At 67.6% G+C, this 17,675-nt stretch carries 16 protein-coding genes; 5 read left to right on the top strand and 11 right to left on the bottom strand.

The features are described from left to right. Nucleotides 1-161: 161 nt before the first annotated feature. The 6 genes from IB230_RS13555 to IB230_RS13580 all read right to left on the bottom strand — a co-directional run bounded on the left by IB230_RS13555 (nt 162) and on the right by IB230_RS13580 (nt 8,630). The gene (locus IB230_RS13555) at nt 162-404 is read right to left on the bottom strand and encodes a type B 50S ribosomal protein L31 (RefSeq protein ID WP_162336762.1); all 243 of its coding nucleotides are present in this window, start codon (nt 402-404) and stop codon (nt 162-164) included. A gap of 75 nt (nt 405-479) precedes the next feature. Beyond that, on the bottom strand, nt 480-1,418 hold the full coding sequence (locus IB230_RS13560) for a nucleoside hydrolase (protein WP_192273064.1): 939 nt from the start codon (nt 1,416-1,418) through the stop codon (nt 480-482). Between the two features lie 84 nt (nt 1,419-1,502). After that, nucleotides 1,503-3,608 (bottom strand): ATP-dependent DNA helicase RecG, encoded by a 2,106-nt coding sequence (gene recG / locus IB230_RS13565; protein ID WP_192273066.1) that lies wholly within the window; start codon nt 3,606-3,608, stop codon nt 1,503-1,505. A gap of 86 nt (nt 3,609-3,694) precedes the next feature. Further along, nucleotides 3,695-6,166: a TonB-dependent receptor gene (locus IB230_RS13570; RefSeq protein ID WP_192273068.1), complete on the bottom strand. Its 2,472-nt coding sequence runs from the start codon at nt 6,164-6,166 to the stop codon at nt 3,695-3,697. Nucleotides 6,167-6,210: 44 nt separating this feature from the next. Continuing rightward, entirely contained in the window at nt 6,211-7,383 is a 1,173-nt protein-coding gene (locus IB230_RS13575; RefSeq protein WP_192273070.1) for an SO2930 family diheme c-type cytochrome, read from the bottom strand. A gap of 11 nt (nt 7,384-7,394) precedes the next feature. Continuing rightward, nucleotides 7,395-8,630, bottom strand: a complete 1,236-nt coding sequence (locus tag IB230_RS13580) for a parallel beta-helix domain-containing protein (RefSeq protein WP_192273072.1) — start codon at nt 8,628-8,630, stop codon at nt 7,395-7,397. Between the two features lie 118 nt (nt 8,631-8,748). On the opposite strand from IB230_RS13580, the gene IB230_RS13585 reads away from it, so the two are divergent. Beyond that, nucleotides 8,749-9,786 carry an AraC family transcriptional regulator gene (locus IB230_RS13585; RefSeq protein ID WP_225589515.1) on the top strand — a complete coding sequence of 346 codons (1,038 nt, stop codon included), beginning with the start codon at nt 8,749-8,751 and terminating at the stop codon, nt 9,784-9,786. Between the two features lie 92 nt (nt 9,787-9,878). On the opposite strand, the gene IB230_RS13590 is transcribed toward IB230_RS13585, so the two are convergent. From IB230_RS13590 to IB230_RS13610, 5 genes are all read right to left on the bottom strand, one after another. Then, nucleotides 9,879-10,262: a RidA family protein gene (locus tag IB230_RS13590; RefSeq protein WP_192273074.1), complete on the bottom strand. Its 384-nt coding sequence runs from the start codon at nt 10,260-10,262 to the stop codon at nt 9,879-9,881. A 156-nt stretch (nt 10,263-10,418) separates the two neighbouring features. Beyond that, nucleotides 10,419-12,590 carry a bifunctional (p)ppGpp synthetase/guanosine-3',5'-bis(diphosphate) 3'-pyrophosphohydrolase gene (locus IB230_RS13595; protein WP_192273076.1) on the bottom strand — a complete coding sequence of 724 codons (2,172 nt, stop codon included), beginning with the start codon at nt 12,588-12,590 and terminating at the stop codon, nt 10,419-10,421. Between the two features lie 125 nt (nt 12,591-12,715). Next, on the bottom strand, nt 12,716-13,015 hold the full coding sequence (gene rpoZ / locus IB230_RS13600) for a DNA-directed RNA polymerase subunit omega (protein WP_056881700.1): 300 nt from the start codon (nt 13,013-13,015) through the stop codon (nt 12,716-12,718). A gap of 154 nt (nt 13,016-13,169) precedes the next feature. Beyond that, a complete protein-coding gene (gene gmk, locus IB230_RS13605; protein WP_192273078.1) occupies nt 13,170-13,787 on the bottom strand; it encodes a guanylate kinase in 618 nt (205 codons plus the stop codon). Continuing rightward, nucleotides 13,784-14,644, bottom strand: coding sequence for a YicC/YloC family endoribonuclease (locus IB230_RS13610; RefSeq protein WP_192273080.1), 861 nt, complete (start codon nt 14,642-14,644; stop codon nt 13,784-13,786). The genes gmk and IB230_RS13610 overlap by 4 nt, the downstream gene beginning before the upstream one ends. A 110-nt stretch (nt 14,645-14,754) precedes the next feature. Here IB230_RS13610 and rph point away from each other — a divergent pair, with 110 nt between their 5' ends. Genes rph through hemW form a run of 4 tightly spaced genes read left to right on the top strand, consistent with a single transcriptional unit; the run spans nt 14,755 to nt 17,630 of the window. Further along, complete coding sequence (gene rph / locus IB230_RS13615) at nt 14,755-15,480, top strand: ribonuclease PH (protein ID WP_192273082.1); 726 nt, start codon at nt 14,755-14,757, stop codon at nt 15,478-15,480. Beyond that, the gene (locus tag IB230_RS13620; protein ID WP_343227343.1) at nt 15,480-15,872 is read left to right on the top strand and encodes a VOC family protein; all 393 of its coding nucleotides are present in this window, start codon (nt 15,480-15,482) and stop codon (nt 15,870-15,872) included. The genes rph and IB230_RS13620 overlap by 1 nt, the downstream gene beginning before the upstream one ends. A 6-nt stretch (nt 15,873-15,878) precedes the next feature. After that, complete coding sequence (gene rdgB / locus IB230_RS13625; RefSeq protein WP_192273085.1) at nt 15,879-16,472, top strand: RdgB/HAM1 family non-canonical purine NTP pyrophosphatase; 594 nt, start codon at nt 15,879-15,881, stop codon at nt 16,470-16,472. A gap of 3 nt (nt 16,473-16,475) precedes the next feature. Then, entirely contained in the window at nt 16,476-17,630 is a 1,155-nt protein-coding gene (hemW, locus tag IB230_RS13630; protein WP_192273087.1) for a radical SAM family heme chaperone HemW, read from the top strand. Nucleotides 17,631-17,675: the final 45 nt, after the last annotated feature.

Genomic DNA, 17,675 nt, shown 5'->3' on the forward strand with positions numbered 1-17,675 from the left:
GGCATTTGGAGCCGTCGCTCGATACCGTACCAACGTCAGACCAAAGACTAAGGCCGGGACCGCAACCGTGCGTTCCGGCAAGCGCACGATCGGATGCGCACAAACGCGAACGGCCGCGCACAAGGCGCGGCCGCAGGCGGATCAGACGAACGACGGTTCGATCAGCGCGCGTAGCGCTTCTGGAACTTGTCGATACGGCCGCTGGTATCGATGACCTTGTGCTTGCCCGTGTAGAACGGGTGCGAGGCCGAGGAGATTTCGACCTTGATCAGTGGGTACTCGTTGCCGTCTTCCCACTTCGTCGTTTCCTTGCTGCCCAGCGTGGAGCGCGTCAGGAACTTGAAATCGGAGGTCACGTCGTGGAAGACGACTTCGCGGTAATTCGGGTGGATGTCGGCCTTCATGGCGGGAACACCGTGTAGCGGGGAATGGAAGAGCGGCATTGTAGACCGCCCTGCCCGTCCCGCGCAACCCGCCCCTCAACCGGCGGCCAGCGCCGCCTCGATCAGGGCCTCGAAGCGGGCCTGGTCGTAGCGCAGCAGGATGTTGGCCTTGTCGGGCCGCCCCCCTTCCCGGCGCCAGTCCACGATCGAGGCGCCCCGGGCGTGGGCGCCCTGCAGCTCGATGGCCAGGGGGCGTTCGGCCAGCTCCAGTGCGCCCTCCGGCGCCAGCACGAAGGCCATGGCCAGGGCATCGGCGGCGAACCAGTGGTCGCCGCGGCGGTCGGCGGACCACGACCGGGTCTTCTCGGAGATCTGATCGTAGAAGCGGGCGCGGTCGGAATCTGCCCGCAACCAGGCGGCCACGCGCTCGTGATGCAGGCCGTGGGCGATGGTGGCTTCCCAATCCGCCAGGTCGTAGCGGTCGAAGGCCTCGAGCACCAGGTGCGCCGCCTCCGGGTCGAAGTAGAAATTGAACTCGGCGGCCGGCGTGATGTTGCCGTGGCAGGTCACCGCGCCGCCCATCACCACCAGGCGCGCAATCCGCTGCGGCAGCGTCGGGTCCAGCTTGAGCGCGAGCGCGACATTGGTCAGCGGCCCGAGCGCGACCAGCACCAGCCGGCCGGCATGCGCGTGCGACAGCCGCAGGATCGCCAGCGCCGCGTGCTCCGCGTCCGCCTGACGCGCGGCCGGCGGAAAGCCGACGTCACCGAAGCCATCCTGGCCGTGCACGTAACCCGCGTCCGGCGAGGGATGCAGCAGCGGCGCCGGTGCGCCAGCGAACACGGGAACGTCGTCGCGGCCTGCCACCTCGCACAGCTTCAGCGCGTTACGCACGGTGTGCTGCAGGCCGACGTTGCCGGCCGCGATGGTGAGGCCGACGATATCGTGGCGCGCATCGTTGAACGCCATCAACAGCGCGAGCGCATCATCGACGCCCGGATCGGTGTCGATCAGCAGGGGAATCCTGTCCGTCATCTTCTTCTCTTCGTCTTCTCGGCCGCCGAGTCTCGCACCGCTGGCGGCCCCATGGAAGCGCAGGGCGCTCCAGGGCAGACAGCGTCATGCAGACGCGTATCGCGCTGCGCCGCCCACCCAGCGATGGATCACGCGATCCACCGCCGCGGGATCGTCGGCGAGCAACCGTTCCGCCAATGCATGCACTTGCGGTAGAAGACCGGCGTCGCGCGCCAGGTCGGCGACCCGGAACGCCGCCAAGCCGGTCTGCCGCGTGCCCAGCAGTTCGCCGGGGCCACGCAACTCCAGGTCCTTCTCTGCGATGACGAAGCCATCGTTGGTCTCGCGCATCGTCGCCAGCCGATGTTTGGCCATCATCGACAACGGCGGCTGGTACATCAGCACGCAGGTCGACGCGGCGGCGCCGCGGCCGACCCGGCCACGCAGCTGGTGCAGCTGCGCCAGACCCAGCCGCTCGGCGTTCTCGATGATCATCAGCGAGGCGTTGGGCACATCCACGCCGACCTCGATCACCGTGGTCGCCACCAGCAGGTCGATGTCGCCGTGCTTGAAGCGGCGCATCGTGGCCTGCTTGTCGGCCGGCTTCATGCGTCCATGCACCAGCGCTACGCGCAATGCAGACAGGGAGGCGGAGAGCGTTTCGAACGTGGTCTGCGCGGCCTGCGCTACCACTTCATCACTGTCATCGATCAGGGTACAGACCCAGTACGCCTGCCGTCCTTCCGCACAGGCCGTGCGGATGCGCTCGACCAGTTCCGGTCGACGCTCCGCACTCAAGGCGACGGTCTGCACCGGCGTGCGCCCTGGCGGAAGCTCGTCGATGGCCGATACATCCAGGTCCGCATAAGCAGCCATCGCCAGCGTGCGGGGGATGGGGGTGGCGGTCATGACCAACTGGTGGGGAACACGATCCCTGCCCGCTCCCTTGTCGCGCAGCGCCAACCGCTGATGCACGCCGAAACGGTGCTGTTCGTCGACGATGGCCAGGCCCAGGTCGTGGAAGACCACCGCCTCCTGCATCAGTGCGTGCGTGCCCACCACGACCTGCGCCTCGCCCGACGCCACCTGCGCCAGCACGGTCGCGCGCGCCTTGCCGGTGACCTTCCCTGCCAGCCACGCCACGCGCACGCCCAATGGCTCCAGCCAGGCGCGCAGGTTGGCCAGGTGCTGCTCGGCCAACAGTTCGGTCGGCGCCGCCAGCGCCACCTGCTTGCCCGCCTCCACCGCCAGCATGCCGGCGAGCGCCGCCACCACGGTCTTGCCGCTGCCCACGTCGCCCTGTACCAGCCGTAGCATCGGCGACGGCTTGGCAATGTCCTCGCGGATCTGCGTGAACACGCGCTGTTGCGCGCCCGTCAGCTTGAAGGGCAGTGCCTTGACCAAGGCCTTCACCAGCGCCCCCTTGCCTTTCAGCGCCGGCGCCCGATGCTGCTGCAGCGCGAGGCGCTGCCGACGCAGGCTCAGGTGGTGGGCCAGGAGCTCCTCGATCGCCAGCCTGCGTTGTGCGGGATGTGTGCCCAGTGCGAGCGACGCGACGTCCGCATCACGCGGTGGCCGGTGCATGGTCAGCAGTGCTTGTCGCAGCGGGGGCAGCCCCAGTCCTTCCAGCAATCCGGCAGGCAGCAGTTCCAGGCGGTCATCGCCGGGCAGCCGATCCAGCGCCAGACCGACCAGTTTGCGGATGCTCGCCGGGCCCAATCCTTCGATGGCCGGGTAGACGGGATCCAGCGCCTCGCCCAGTGCGGCTTCAGCGTCATCGTCCAGCACGCGGTAGCTGGGGTGGACGATCTCCAGCCCGTGCTGTCCAGGCTTGGGCATGCCATAGCAGCGGATACGCGTGCCGACCGCGAACTGCGCGACCTGCGCCGCGCGGAAATGGAAAAAACGCAGCACCAGCGAGCCGCGGGAATCGTCGGCTACCGCCACCCGCAATACGGGTCGGTAACGGAAGCCGCGCTCGACCGCTTCCACGCGCCCCTCGATCTGGGCCGGCACGCCAGGCTGCAGCAGGCGGATCGGTGTGATCGCGGTGCGGTCTTCGTAACGCAGCGGCAGATGCAGCCACAGGTCCTGCATCGTCGACAGGCCACGCGCAGCGAGCTTCTCCGCCACGCGCGGACCCACGCCGGGCAGGCGACTCAGGGGTTCGGCGGAAAGGTCGATGGACGGCGTGTCGCGACGTACGGGCATCGCACAAGGATGCCGGGAACGCCGCCAAACAAAAACCCCGGCATCTCGCGATGCCGGGGCCCACGTCCGTCACGTCGCCGTGCGGATCAGAACTTCACGGCCACTTCCATGCCGTAGGTACGCGGCTCGGTGATGGTGGCGCCGACCACGCCGAGCGGGCCACGCCCGTAGGTGTTCAGGCCTTTCACATATTGGTTGTCGAACACGTTGTTGCCGTAGATCGCCCAGCTCCAGTGCCCCTGCGGCGCGGTCCAGCCGATGCGCATGTCGGTACGGTCGCGGGCTTCGCCGATGTCGAGCAGCGCATTGACGCCGCAGTCGCCCTGCAGGTCCGAGCCCGCATTGCAGCGGCTACGACCACGATAGGCGTGGCGTGCCGAGAAGCGCAGCTCGCCATGTCCTGCCAGGTCGACCTTGTAGGCCGCTCCCATCGAGGCCGTGAAGCGCGGCTCGCCGGTCGGCTCGCCATCCAGGTCCACGCCTTCCGGCGTGACGTAGTCCTTGTACTTGGAATCGATCCATTCGGCCTGCGCGTCCAGCGTGAACGCATCGGTCACCCTCCAGCGCAGGTCGACGTCGATGCCGGTGGCTTCCAGATCGCCGGTGTCGAACACGAAGCGCGGGATGTCGACGGGGTTGTTGGGATCGGGGTCGATCAGCCGCACCGACTGGCGGTTGTCGTAGCGGTAGTGGAACACCGAGGCGTTCCAGGCGAAGCGGCCGAGCGATTGCTTGATGCCGGCTTCCAGGTTCCAGACATCCTCGTTCTCGAACGCTGGACCGATCTGCAGCGCATTGAAGCCGCCCGCCTTGTACCCTTTTGCCAGCGAGCCGAACACCATCGTCTTGTCATCGAGGTGGTAGTCCACCACGAAGCGCGGACTGAAGTCGCTCCAGCTCCTCTTGTCACGATTGGTGATTCCCTTGTTGACGACCGCCGGCGGGTCGACGAAGGCCACCGAGGTAGTGAGGGCGTACATGATCTGGGCTGCAGCTTCCGGCGGAAGATCTGCCAGAAACATCTGCGGGATGCCAGCACCGAGGTACGCATTCAGCACCGCATCGAACGTGGCTGCGTTGCGCGGCCCGTTGAACCAGCTGAAGCTCTTCTCGTCGCGGGTGTAGCGCAGGCCGAAGGTAAGGTTCAGCTTGTCGGTCGCGCGCCAGATGACATCGCCGAAGGCCGCATAGGCCGTGGTTTCAAGGGTGTTGTTGAAGACTTCGTTCCAACCATAACCAAGCAACGACGGCAAACCGTTTGCCTGCCCGATCTGCGACATGACGAACAGCAAGGGCGTACCTTCGGGCGCGAACGGAAAGCCCGCCGGTGCCGCGAACCCTTGATTCGCCAGGATGCTTCCGAGCGCGGTCGTATTGGTGTTCACCTCACTGGTCTGCTCGGCGTCCTCCTTGAAATAGCTGGCGCCTGCCACCCAGTCCAGCCGCGCGGTGCTGCCGGCGAACTTGAACTCCTGGTAGAAGGTCTCGTTGCTTTCGGTGTTGACGGAGTCGATGTAGAGGTCGGCGCGGTTGGTGCCGTCTTCCTCGGTCTGGTTCTTCGAGTCGTACTCGCGCCACGACGAGGTCGAGGTCAGGTTGCCCCAGGTGAAGGCGTGATCGACGATCAGGTTAACGCCGTCGAACGTGCGCCACTCCGCATTGTTCGCATCGCTGTAGGTTGGCGTCTTGCGCGGATCCAGGTAGTCGTCCGGATCGACCGGCACCGGCGGCCGCTGCGGATAAGCCGGCAACGGCACGATGCCGGTGGTGACGCGACCGTTCTGGTCCAGACTTTCATGGTCCCAGCTCAGCAGCGCGGTGGTGTTGTCGCCGATGCGCAACTGCCATGCCGCGCGCGCCGCCCACACGTTCTCGCCGCCCAGGTCCTTGCCGGTGGCGCCGTCCTGGAACCAGCCGTCGCTGTGGTTGAACAGCGCATTGATGCGGAAGGCGGAGACGTCGCTGACCGGGATGTTCCACATCGCATCGACATACTGTTTGCCGTAGTTGCCGAGCCGCAGGCGCAGCCTCGCCTCGGTCTCGTCCTGCGGGCGCCGCGTCACCAGCGAGATCGCGCCCGCCGCGGTGTTGCGGCCGAACAGCGTGCCCTGCGGCCCCTTCAGCACCTCGATGCGCTCGACGTCGAGGAACGGCAGCAACACGCCGCCGCCACGGCCCCCGTACACGCCGTCGACGAAGATGCCGACCGCCGGATCGGTACCGATGCCGAAGTCGTTGGTTTCCACGCCACGCAACCGGAACGACGGCTGGGTCGGCTGGGCGGCATCCACCACCAGACCCGGCACGAAGGCATCGATGTCGCCCAGGTTCTCCGCCGCGACGTCATCGAGTAGCTGCTGGTCGACGACCTGCAGCGCGATCGGCACGTCCTGCAGTTCCTGCTGGCGGCTCTGCGCGGTGACGGTGATGGTGTCGAGGTTGGTGGCCTGCTGCTCGCCCTCGGGCGTCGCCTGCGCCCACGCCGTTCCGCTCGCGCCCAACACCACGCAACTGCCGAACAGCGCGCGCCGAAGCCCCACGACCAGATTCCGTTGCATCACTCTCATCACGCCCTCCCGGAAGCGTTGTGCGGAAACCGGCCTCAGGTGGCCGGCGGTGGTTCACTGCCTGTGCCTGCCGTATCGCAACTGCCGTCCTGCGCATCGATCCATGCCCGGATCAGCGCGACCCCTTCCCGATGGACGACCGAGCGCCCCAGCTCCGGCATCATGATCGCGGGGTCGTCGCTGTCCAACCGGTAATCGAAGATGGAATCGGCCGCATGCCCCGGCACGATGTCGTAGCGCCGGTTGCCCGTGCCCTTGCCTGCCGCGATCGGTTGCTTGCAGAAGCCCAGCTTCAGCCGGTCCTGCGTGTGCGCGTCCAGCCACAGGCCCGAGGTGATCGCCGGACCCGTGGCGCTGTGGCAATGGCCGCAGTTGACGTCCAGATAGGCGCGCGCGCGCGCGTCGAGCGGCGCCTGGGCGTCCATGGCGTCGGCCAGCCGTGGCGGCGACGCGGGCACGCCGGCCAGGTAACCGATACGCACCAGATGCGCCAGCTGGTTCTCCCTGCCGTCCGCATAGTCGAAGTCGCGATTCAGGTGCCGCGCCTTCGGTCCGATCGGCAGCAGCTTGCGCGACTTGTTGTCGGTGATGTGGCAGCCGCCGCACTGGTTCTGGTCGGGCACCTGGTAGTCGGCCGCCTCGCGTTCGCCCTGGGCATCGACGAGTTCGAGCGGGACCAGTTCACCGGTACGCTTCAACGTCGCCGCTGTCTGCGCGTCGTTCCACACGTACGGCAGCGCCACCCACCCGTCGGCCCGATGCACGAGCAGGCGCGTTTCGATCAGCCGCACCTTCGCCAGGTCCAGCGCCTCGCCTTCCAACGGCGGTTGCGAAGGCGGCGTGCGTGCGACGGATTTGCTGTCCCGGACCTGCCCGGCCGGCAGCGGGTAATAGAACGTCTTGCTGAAGATGGTGCCGACCGGGAAATCGAAGCTCCGCTCCGCCTTGTACGTCGCCGATGTGCCCGCCGGCATCCACACGGTGCGCAACTTGTGCGCGTAGTCGCTGAACAGCGGCGTGTTGAGATCGTACGGCACCACGCCTTCATTGAGGTGCAGACGCCCGTCGTCGATCCGCAGCACGCCCCACTCGTCCAGTGTCGCCGGCTGGCCCTCGGCGAAGAAATGCACCTTCGGCGCCTGCGTGCACGCGGGCAGCGCCATGCACGCCACCAGGGCGGCAAGCCACATCACCACGCGATACCGCATGCGCGACGGCCTCAACCGCGCTTCAGGTCGACCGCCGGCAGGCGCGGCAGTTCGCAGTCATGGATCTTCGCGTCCTTGTTCGGATTCTTGTAGCCGCCCGGGCCGTCGGCGTTGACCACCCCGTTGACGTCGCGCAGGCAGATCTGCGGCCCCACCTTCTTCCCGTCCGCCACGCGGTCCTTGTTGAAGTAGCCGTCCCACAGCACGTCGGGGAAGTTGCCGCGCAGCCCGTAGGTGGCCACCTTCAGCGCCTTCAGGTCGAAGCCGTCCGGCGAGTCGCCGCCACCGGACAGGGTGTTGCCGTGGATGTGGATGCGCTCCGGGTACGGATCGAAGTTCGGCGACGCGCTGCTGTCCTTGTAGCCGGTTGAGTAGACACTGGAGACGATGATGTTGGCGGTCGCGTTGTCGCGGATCTCATTGCCGAACACTTCGATGTCGTCGTTGGAGTTGATCACGATGCCCGACCCCGCCGGCACGCTGGCCACCGGCGTGCCCTTGGCGCCGAAGTTCTCGTGGTTGTTGGCGATCACCTTGTTGGCGTACACGCGGATGTTGCCGCCCTGCTGCGACAGGCCCGGCATGTTGAAGACGAGGATGCCGCCGGTGTTGCCGGTCGCCACGTTCTCGTAGACATCGGCATTGATGGTGTTCTCGATCTCGATGCCGGCCACATTCTGTTCGGCGCGGCTGCGGCGCACGATCACGCCGTCCGACTGGCCCACGTAGATGCCGGCATCGGACGCGCCGATCGACACGGTGTCCTCGATCAGCACGTTCTTGGTGAGCACCGGGTAGATGCCATAGGCGCCGTTCTTCGTGCTCGGCCCGCCGGTCCATTGGACCTTCACGCCACGGATCGTGATGTTCGACGACTCGCTGATCTTCAGGCCATCGCCCTTGGAGTCCTCGATGGTGAGGTTCTCGATGGTGAAGTCGTCGCCGTTGACCAGCAGACCTTCGGCGCCGGCCTTCTGCCCCTTGAAGCTCAGCACGCTCTTGTCCATGCCGGCCCCGCGGATCGTCACGCCGTCCGCGCGCAGGCTGAGGCTGCGGTCGAAGCTGTGGCGGCCGGCCGGGATGTCGATGACGTCACCCGGCTTGGCGTCCAGCAGGCGCTCCTGCAGGCTGGCGGCGAAGCCGGCGTCGGCCGCCGGCGCGCTGGCGGTTTCGGGCGCCTTGGGCTGGCATGCGGCCGCCACGAGCGCCAGGGCGCCTACCACTGCCACGGAAATGGTGCGCTGCATGAGTCTCCCCTCCCATACGCCTGCGTAGTGCCCCGCAGTCTGGTGCGCCGGCCCATGTGACACGGAGGGCGGGAGCGGCATACTACGGGGGGCAAAGCGGACAAGCTGGAGGCCCCCGATGCGTTGGAAAACCGGACTGGGCAATCGCCTTTCGATCGCCAACCTGCCCACCAACATGCTGTGCGGCCTGGTGCTGTTGGCCGGCGAATTCGGCGTGAACGCCGAAGGCTGGTTCGCCGGCATGCGCATGAACGTGCAGGAGATCCACGATCCTCTGGCACGCGTCTCCTACCGCCAGGCCAGCGAGATCATCCGCCGCGCCCTGCCGACCCTGCCGATCGACGGCGTGGGCCTGGCCATGGGGGAGAAGCAGAACGGCGGCAATTTCGGCCTGCTGGGCCTGGCGATGAAGACCGCGCCCACGTTCGGCGACGCCGTGCAGATCGGCCTGGAGTACCAGCGCAACCTCGGTCCACTGATGGACCTCGACATGCAGGACCGCGACGACGGCAGCCTGGCGGTGGTCGCCACGGCACCGGAAGAAGCCGCCGACCTGCTGCCGTTCCTGTGCGAGGAGATGTTCGCCAGCACGCTGATGCTGGCGCGCGAACTGGCAGGTCCGGAGTTCCATCCGGTGCGCCTCGAGCTGGGCTATCCGGCGCCGCGCTACGCCGCGCGCTACGCCGACCTGTTCGGCTGCGAGGTGCGTTTCGACCAGCCGCAGCATGCGATGGTGGTGGACCGGCGCTGGCTTGAGCTGCCGTTCGCCAGCTACAACCCGGTGACCTCGCGACAGGCGCTGGCCCTGTGCCGCGCGCAACTCACGGCGATGTCGCTGCGCGGTGAGACCACCGCGGCGGTCGAGCGCCAGCTGCGGCCGCGCCTGCGCGACAACCCGCAGATGACGGATGTCGCCATGGCACTGCACCTGAGCGAACGCACGCTGCGTCGCCAGCTCGCCGAGGAAGGCACCAGCTTCAGTGCCGTGCACGATCGCGTACGCACCGAGCGTGCGCTCGAACTCCTGCAGGACGCGGAAATGACCATCGCCAGCGTCGGCAGCCAGATCGGCTTCAACGACGTGCGCGAGTTCCGCCGTGCGTTCAAGCGCTGGACCGGCCATACGCCGAGCGAAACCCGACGCACGCCATCGTAGAGCGGAGCTTGCTCCGCTGCTCTTCGTTCCGGCGCCAACGTATCGGACGGCGTACGGTGCCGAGCAAGCTCGGCACTACGGGTTCTCCACGATCAGTCCAGCACCATCACCGCATCGACTTCGAAAGCGGCGCCCTTCGGCAGGCCGGAGACCTCGATCGTCGAGCGTGCGGGGTACGGGGCGACGAAGTAGTCCTGCATCACCGCATTGACCGCCGCGAACTGCGACAGGTCGGTCAGGTACAGGCCGAGACGCACGATGCGGTCGAGCGAGCCACCCGCCGCTTCCGCCACTGCCTTGAGGTTGTCGAAGGCGCGGCGCGCCTGCGCAGTGATGTCGCCATCCACCAGGTTGCCGGTGGCCGGATCGAGCGGGATCTGCCCGGAGAAGTACACCGTGTTGCCGGCCCGCACGGCCTGCGAATAGGGTCCGATGGCGGCGGGTGCCTGCTCGGTATGGATGATCTGCCTGGTCATGCGCAACTCCTGTGTGGATGTCCGGATTCTACGTAGGGCGGGCCCAGGCCCGCCATCGCGATCGCTCCGATCACGATGGCATTTGCAGGAACAGGCCGTGCACGTGAATCACCATCGCAGCGGGCACCCGGACGGCGGGCCAGGGCCCGCCCTGCGTCACTGGCGACGGACGCCGTGCACGACGTTGAGGCGACGCAGCCGGCGCATCACTTCCGCCAGGTGGTTGCGGTCGCGGACCTGGATCGAGAAACGCAGCACGGCGACGTTGATGTCGCGCTCGAGGTACTCGACGCGTTCGATGTTGGACTGGCTCTTGGCGACCGCAGCGGCGACCTGCGCCAGCACGCCCGGGCGGTTCTCCACGTCGATCAGCAGTGCGGCGTCGTAGTCGCCGGTGACCTTCGCATCCCACGCGATCGGCACCCAGCGCTCGGGCGACTTGCGGAACTCGGTGACGTTCGGGCAATCCAGCCGGTGCACCACGATGCCCTTGCCGGCAGTGTGGTAACCCATGATCTCGTCACCCGGGATCGGCTGGCAGCATTGCGCAAAACTGACCACGCCGCGTTCGCCGCCGGTGATCAGGATCTTCTCCTGCGAATGCTTCGAGTGCCCGCCGGCACGTAGTTCCGCGAACGCGGTCAGCGCCTGTGCGGCCTGCGCCGGCATCCAGTTGCCCAGCGCCACGTCGGCCAGGAAGGCCTCCAGGCGCGGGTACTTGTGCTCGGTGAGGAAGGCCTCGAGACGCTGCTGCGGCAGCCGCTCCAGCGAGCTGTCCAGGTCCTCCAGCGCACGGTCGAGCATGCGGTGGCCGAGCTGCACGGCGTCCTCGTGCTCCAGCTGCTTCAGCTGGTGGCGGATGGCGGTGCGCGCCTTGCTGGTGACGACGAACTCGAGCCACTGCGGCTTGGGCGCCGCGGACTTGGCGGTGATGATCTCCACGCTCTGCCCGCTGACCAGCTTCGTGCGCAGCGGTACCAGCTTCTTGTCCACGCGCGAGGCCACCGCCTGGTTGCCGACGTCGGTGTGCACCGCATAGGCGAAATCCAGCGCGGTGGCGTTGCGTGGCAGCGACAGGATCTTGCCCTTCGGCGTGAACAGATAGACCTCGTCCGGGAACAGGTCGACCTTGACGTTGTCGAGGAACTCCAGCGACGAGCCCGCGGCGCGCTGGTTGTCGATCAGCTCCACGATCCAGGCATGCGCGCGGTTCTGCGCACTGTTCGGCGCATCGGTGCCGTACTTGTAGGTCCAGTGCGCCGCGATGCCGCGCTCAGCGACCAGGTCCATCTCGGTGGTGCGTATCTGCACTTCGATCGGCGACCCGTAGGGACCGAACAGCACGGTGTGCAGCGACTGGTAGCCGTTGGCCTTGGGGATGGCGATGAAATCGCGGAAGCGCCCGTCCAGCGGCTTGTACTGCGCATGCACGGCGCCGAGCGCGTGGTAGCAGGCCGGCACCGAGTCGACGACGACGCGGAAGCCGAACACGTCCATCACCCGGTCGAAGCTTTTCCCTTCCCCGCGCATCTTGTTGTAGATGCTCCAAGGCGTCTTCACCCGGCTGACCAGGCGGTGCTCGATGCCTTCCTTCGCCAGCCGTTGAGAGAGGTGGGCCTCGATCTGCGCCATCGACTCGCGGCGCATCACCGGCTGGCTGCGGATGTGCTTGTCGACCACCGCGTGGCGCCACGGATGCAGCGCGCGGAAGCCGAGATCCTGCAGCTCCGACTTGACCAGGTTCATGCCCAGCCGCTGCGCGATGGGCGCGTAGATCTCCAGCGTCTCGCGGGCGATGCGCCCGCGCGCTTCTGCGCTCTGCGCGCCCAGCGTGCGCATGTTGTGCAGGCGGTCGGCGAGCTTGATCATGATCACGCGCAGGTCGCGCGACATCGCCAGCAGCATCTTGCGGAAGCTCTCGGCGGCGGCTTCCTGGCGATCGCGGAACTTCAGCTTGTCCAGCTTGGTGACGCCTTCCACCAGCTCCGCGACCGACTCACCGAACTCGGCGGCGATATCCGCTCCGGTCAGCGGCGTATCCTCGATGGTGTCGTGCAGGATCGCCGCGATCAGCGTCTCCGCATCCATGCCCAGTTCGGCCAGCACGCCGGCCACGGCCACTGGATGGGTGATGTAGGGTTCGCCGGACTTGCGGGTCTGGCCCGCGTGCGCGGCGGCACCGACTTCCCAGGCGCGCCGCAGCAGCGGCAGCTGCTCCTTCGGCAGGTACGTCACCAGCCGCTCGAACTGGCTGACGTACTCCGGCACCCCCTCGTCTCGCGACGAAGCAGGGTTGCGGAGCGCCTTGGCGGTACGGCCTGAATTCATGCCGCCAGACTATGCCAGTCACGTCGCCACGGCAACGCGGATCGACGGCCCTGGAACGCGAAAAGCCCGCTTGCGCGGGCCTTTCGTCGATCGTCCGTTCCGATGGGAACGTTAGACGAACGGGATCAGTCGTCGCCCTTCGACAGGTCGTCGTCGGCAACCACTTCCGCGGCAGCCCACTCCAGCGCTTCGCGCTCGGCTCGCTCACGCTCGGCCTTCTCGACGCGGTCGATCAGCTCGTTGTCGATCTTGCGCGCAGCGATCTCGCGCAACGCCAGCACGGTGGGCTTGTCCTGGGCTTCGGTGTTGTCGATCTGCGCGTCCACGCCGTTGGCGAGCTGACGGGCACGCTTGGCGGCCATCGTGACCAGATCGAAACGGTTGTTGACGACTTCCAGGCAATCTTCGACGGTGATGCGGGCCATGCGGGCTCCCGGCGACCGGCTGGCCGCCCAGTGAATACGGAAAGGGGCCGGAATTGTAGGCAGCCGGCCCCGGCAATGCAAGCCTTTCCTTGAAAATCAATCGGTTAAGGCGCTCCGGGGAGCCAACCGGCGGCGCCCGGGCCTCTGCCGCAGGTCATTCGGCCAGCAGCGCGGCGATCAGGTCGGCGTGGCGCACGTCCTGCGCCTCCCGGCGCAGGCGGCTGGCGGTGAAGATGGTGTGCATCTGCGCCACCGCCTCGTCGAATACGTCGTTGACGATGACGTAGTCGAACTCGTCGTAGTGCGACATCTCTTCGCGGGCGGCGGCCAGACGGCGCTGGATGACCTCCTCGCTGTCCTGTCCGCGGTTGCGCATGCGCTGTTCCAGCGCAGCGCGCGAGGGCGGCAGGATGAACACGCTGACCGCGTCCGGCACCTTTTCGCGGACCTGCCGCGCGCCCTGCCAGTCGATCTCCAGCAGCACGTCCTTGCCGGCATCGAGCTGCGGCTCGACCGACTGGCGAGCGGTGCCCTTCCAGTCGCCATGCACCTCGGCGTACTCGAAGAAGTCGCCGGCGCGGATCATCGCCTTGAACTCGTCGGCGCTGATGAAGTGGTAGTGCTGCGCATGGCGTTCGCCCGGGCGCGCGGCGCGCGAGGTGAACGAGATGGACAGCGCGATGTCGTTGTCGCGCGCCAGCACGGCATTGACGATGCTGCTCTTGCCCGCGCCCGATGGCGCCGCGACGATGTAGAGGGTTCCGCGCTTCATTCGATGTTCTGCGCCTGTTCGCGGATCTGGTCGATCAGCACCTTCAACTCCACCGCGATGTTGGTGGTGCGGATGTCGACGGACTTGGAGCCCAGCGTATTAGCCTCGCGGTTGAACTCCTGCAGCAGGAAGTCCAGCCGGCGACCCTGCGGCTCCTTCTGGGTGAAGACGCGGCGGATCTCCTTGACGTGGCTGTCGAGGCGGTCGAGTTCCTCGTCCACGTCGAGCTTCTGCAGCCACAGCACCAGTTCCTGCTCCAACCGGCCCTGCTCCATGTTCTGCGCCACGTCGGCCAGGCGCGCCTCCAGCTTCTGCCGCTGGCCGGCGCGGATCTGCGGGATCAGGGTGCGCACTTCGGCCGCCAGTGCGGCGATGCCGTCCACACGCTCCAGGATCGCCGCCACCAGCTTGCCGCCCTCGCGCTCGCGGGCGGCGACGAACTGGTCGAGGACCGTATCCAGCAGCGCCAGCGCCTCGGCCTGCAGCGCTTCCATGTCCACGCCCTTGGTCTGCAGCACGCCGGGGAACTGCAGCAGGTCGGTCAGCTCGGTGCGCAGGTTGGGGACGCGCAGCGACAGGTCCGCTGCGAGTTCGGACAACTGCGACACCACGCGGGCATTGAGCTGCAGCGCGCCGCCGCTCTCGGGCGCGCGCAGGCGCAGGGTCAGGTCCAGCTTGCCGCGCGACACCCGCGAGGCGACGCGCTCGCGAAGCGCCGGTTCCAGCACGCGCAGTTCGTCCGGCAGGCGGACGCCCAGCTCCAGGAAACGGTGGTTGACCGCGCGCAGTTCGGCCCCCAGCGTGCCGCCGTCGGTGGCGCGTTCGGCGGTAGCGAACGCCGTCATGCTGCGGATCATGCAGGTGCCTATCGGACCAGTGAGCGGCGCATCTTAGCAGCCCGTGCGGCGCGGGCCGGGCCCGGCGGGGCGGACTGGTAAACTTCGCCCCCCTCATTGCGGATGCCCCCATGTCCTTTTCCCGCCCCAGCGGCCGCCAGCCCGACCAGATGCGCGACGTCGGCATCCTGCGCAACTACACCCGCCATGCGGAAGGCTCGGTACTGGTCAGCTTCGGCCACACCCGCGTGCTGTGCACGGCGACGGTGGAGAACAAGGTGCCGGGTTTCCTGCGCGGCAAGGGCGAGGGCTGGGTGACCGCCGAGTACGGCATGCTGCCGCGCTCCACGCATACCCGCAGCGACCGCGAAGCCTCGCGCGGCAAGCAGGGCGGGCGCACGCTGGAGATCCAGCGCCTGATCGGCCGCACCCTGCGCGCGTGCGTGGACCGCGTGGCGCTGGGCGAACGCACCATCACCCTGGACTGCGACGTGCTGCAGGCCGACGGCGGTACCCGGACGGCCGCCATCACCGGGGCCTACGTGGCGCTGGTGGACGCGGTGAACTGGCTGAAGGGCCGCAACGAGATCAAGCGCGACGTCGTGCACGGCGCCGTCGCGGCGGTCTCGGTGGGCATCTACCGCGGTGTGCCGGTGCTGGACCTGGACTATCCGGAAGACAGCGACTGCGATACCGACATGAACCTGGTGATGAACGACGGCGGCGGCTTCATCGAGCTGCAGGGCACGGCCGAAGGCCATGCGTTCCGCCGCGACGAGCTGGATGCACTGCTCGCCCTGGGCGAGAAGGGCATCGGCGAGCTGTTCGCAGCGCAACGCGCCGCGCTGGCGGGCTGATCATGGCACTGCTGAGCCTGGTCACCCTGCTGGTCGACGACTACGACCGCGCCATCGCGCACTACCGCGATGCGCTCGGCTTCGAGTTGCGCGAGGACACCGACCTCGGCGGCGGCAAGCGCTGGGTGCGTGTGGCGCCGAAGGGCGATGGCAGCACCGACCTGCTGCTGGCGGTCGCGACGACGGACGAGCAGCGCGCGCGCATCGGCGACCAGACCGGTGGGCGTGTCGGCTTCTTCCTGCAGACGGACGACTTCTGGCGCGACCACGCACGCATGACGGCCGCCGGCGTCGAATTCCTGGAGACGCCGCGCGAAGAGGTCTACGCCACCGTCGCCGTGTTCCGCGATGCCTACGGCAACCGCTGGGACCTGCTGCAACCCAAGGGCTGATCCACGATGAAACTCGTCCTCGCCTCCTCCAACCAGGGCAAGCTGGAGGAACTCCGCGGCCTGCTGGCCGACACTGGCATCGAGCTGATCGCGCAGTCCGACCTTGGCGTGGAGGATGCCGACGAGACCGGCACGACCTTCGTCGAGAACGCCCTGATCAAGGCGCGCCACGCCAGCCTGCAGACCGGCCTGCCCGCACTCGCCGACGACTCCGGCATCTGCGTGGACGCGCTCAACGGCGCGCCCGGCCTGTACTCGGCGCGCTATGCCGGCGAGCACGGCCATGCCGACCGCAACATCGACAAGCTGCTCGACGCGCTGAAGGACATCGCCGGCGAACAGCGCGGTGCGCACTTCTACTGCGTGCTGGTGCTGCTGCGCCACGCGCACGACCCGCAGCCGCTGATCGTCGAAGGCGAATGGCGCGGCCGCATCCTGCACGAGCGTCGCGGCAGCGGTGGCCACGGCTACGACCCGGTGTTCTTCGATCCGCAACACGGGCAGACCGCAGCGGAGATGCCGCTGGCGGAGAAGAACCGCATCAGCCACCGCGGCAAAGCGCTGGCCGGGCTCAAGCAGCGGCTGATCGACCTGCCCTGACCCATGCTCATCCCCCCGCCCCTGTCGCTCTACGTGCACATGCCGTGGTGCGTGCGCAAATGTCCGTACTGTGATTTCAACTCGCACCAGGGCAAGGGTGAGTTGCCGTTCGACGACTACGTGGACGCGCTGCTGCGCGACCTCGACCACGACCTGCCGCTGATCTGGGGACGCACCGTGCACAGTGTGTTCTTCGGTGGCGGTACGCCCAGCCTGTTCCCGCCGGAGGCGATCGACCGCTTCCTGCAGGGCGCCAGCAGCCGGCTGCGCTTCGCGCCGGGGCTGGAGATCACGCTGGAGACCAACCCGGGTACCGCCGAACATGGCCGCTTCGAGAGCTATCTTGCCGCCGGGGTCAACCGCATCAGCTTCGGCATCCAGAGCTTCGACGACGAGAGCCTGAAGAAACTCGGCCGCATCCACGACAGCCAGGAAGCCGAGCTTGCGGTGAAGCTGGCGCAGGATGCCGGCTTCGACAATTTCAACCTGGACCTGATGTACGCCCTGCCCGGGCAGACGCTGGCGATGGCCGAACACGACCTGCAGCGCGCGTTCGCCCTGCAGCCGGCGCACATCTCGCACTACCAGCTCACGCTGGAGCCGAACACGGTGTTCTTCGCCCGGCCGCCGCAGGGCATCCCCGACGACGACCACGCCTGGGACATGCAGGACCATTGCCAGGCAATGCTGGCCGACGCCGGCTATGGACACTACGAAGTCAGCGCCTATGCGCGCCCGGGTCGCCGCTGCGCGCACAACCTCAACTACTGGCGTTATGGCGATTACATCGGCATTGGCGCGGGCGCGCACGGCAAGATCACCGTGGGTGCGACGCAACAGATCCTGCGCCGCTGGAAGGTCAAGCATCCGGCGAGCTATCTGGCCTCGGCGGGCACGCCGCAGGCCATCGGCGGCGATGACGACATCACGGCGGAACGCCGTCCGTTCGAGTTCATGCTCAATGCCTTGCGGCTGCAGGAAGGCTTCGCGCTGGCCGATTTCACCGCCACCACGGGACTGGCGCTGGCGAGCATCGCACCGGCGCTGGAACAGGCCTTGCAGGCGGGATGGCTGGAGGTGTCCGACACCCATGCGCGGCCCACCGCGCTGGGCCGCCGGTTCACCAACGACGTGATCGAACTGTTCCTGGATACCTGACACCCGTCGCCCTGCGGCACGGCGACGGACGGATGCGCAGGCGAT

The sequence above is a fragment of the Pseudoxanthomonas sp. PXM01 genome, assembly GCF_014851815.1.
Taxonomy (GTDB): Bacteria; Pseudomonadota; Gammaproteobacteria; order Xanthomonadales; family Xanthomonadaceae; genus Pseudoxanthomonas_A.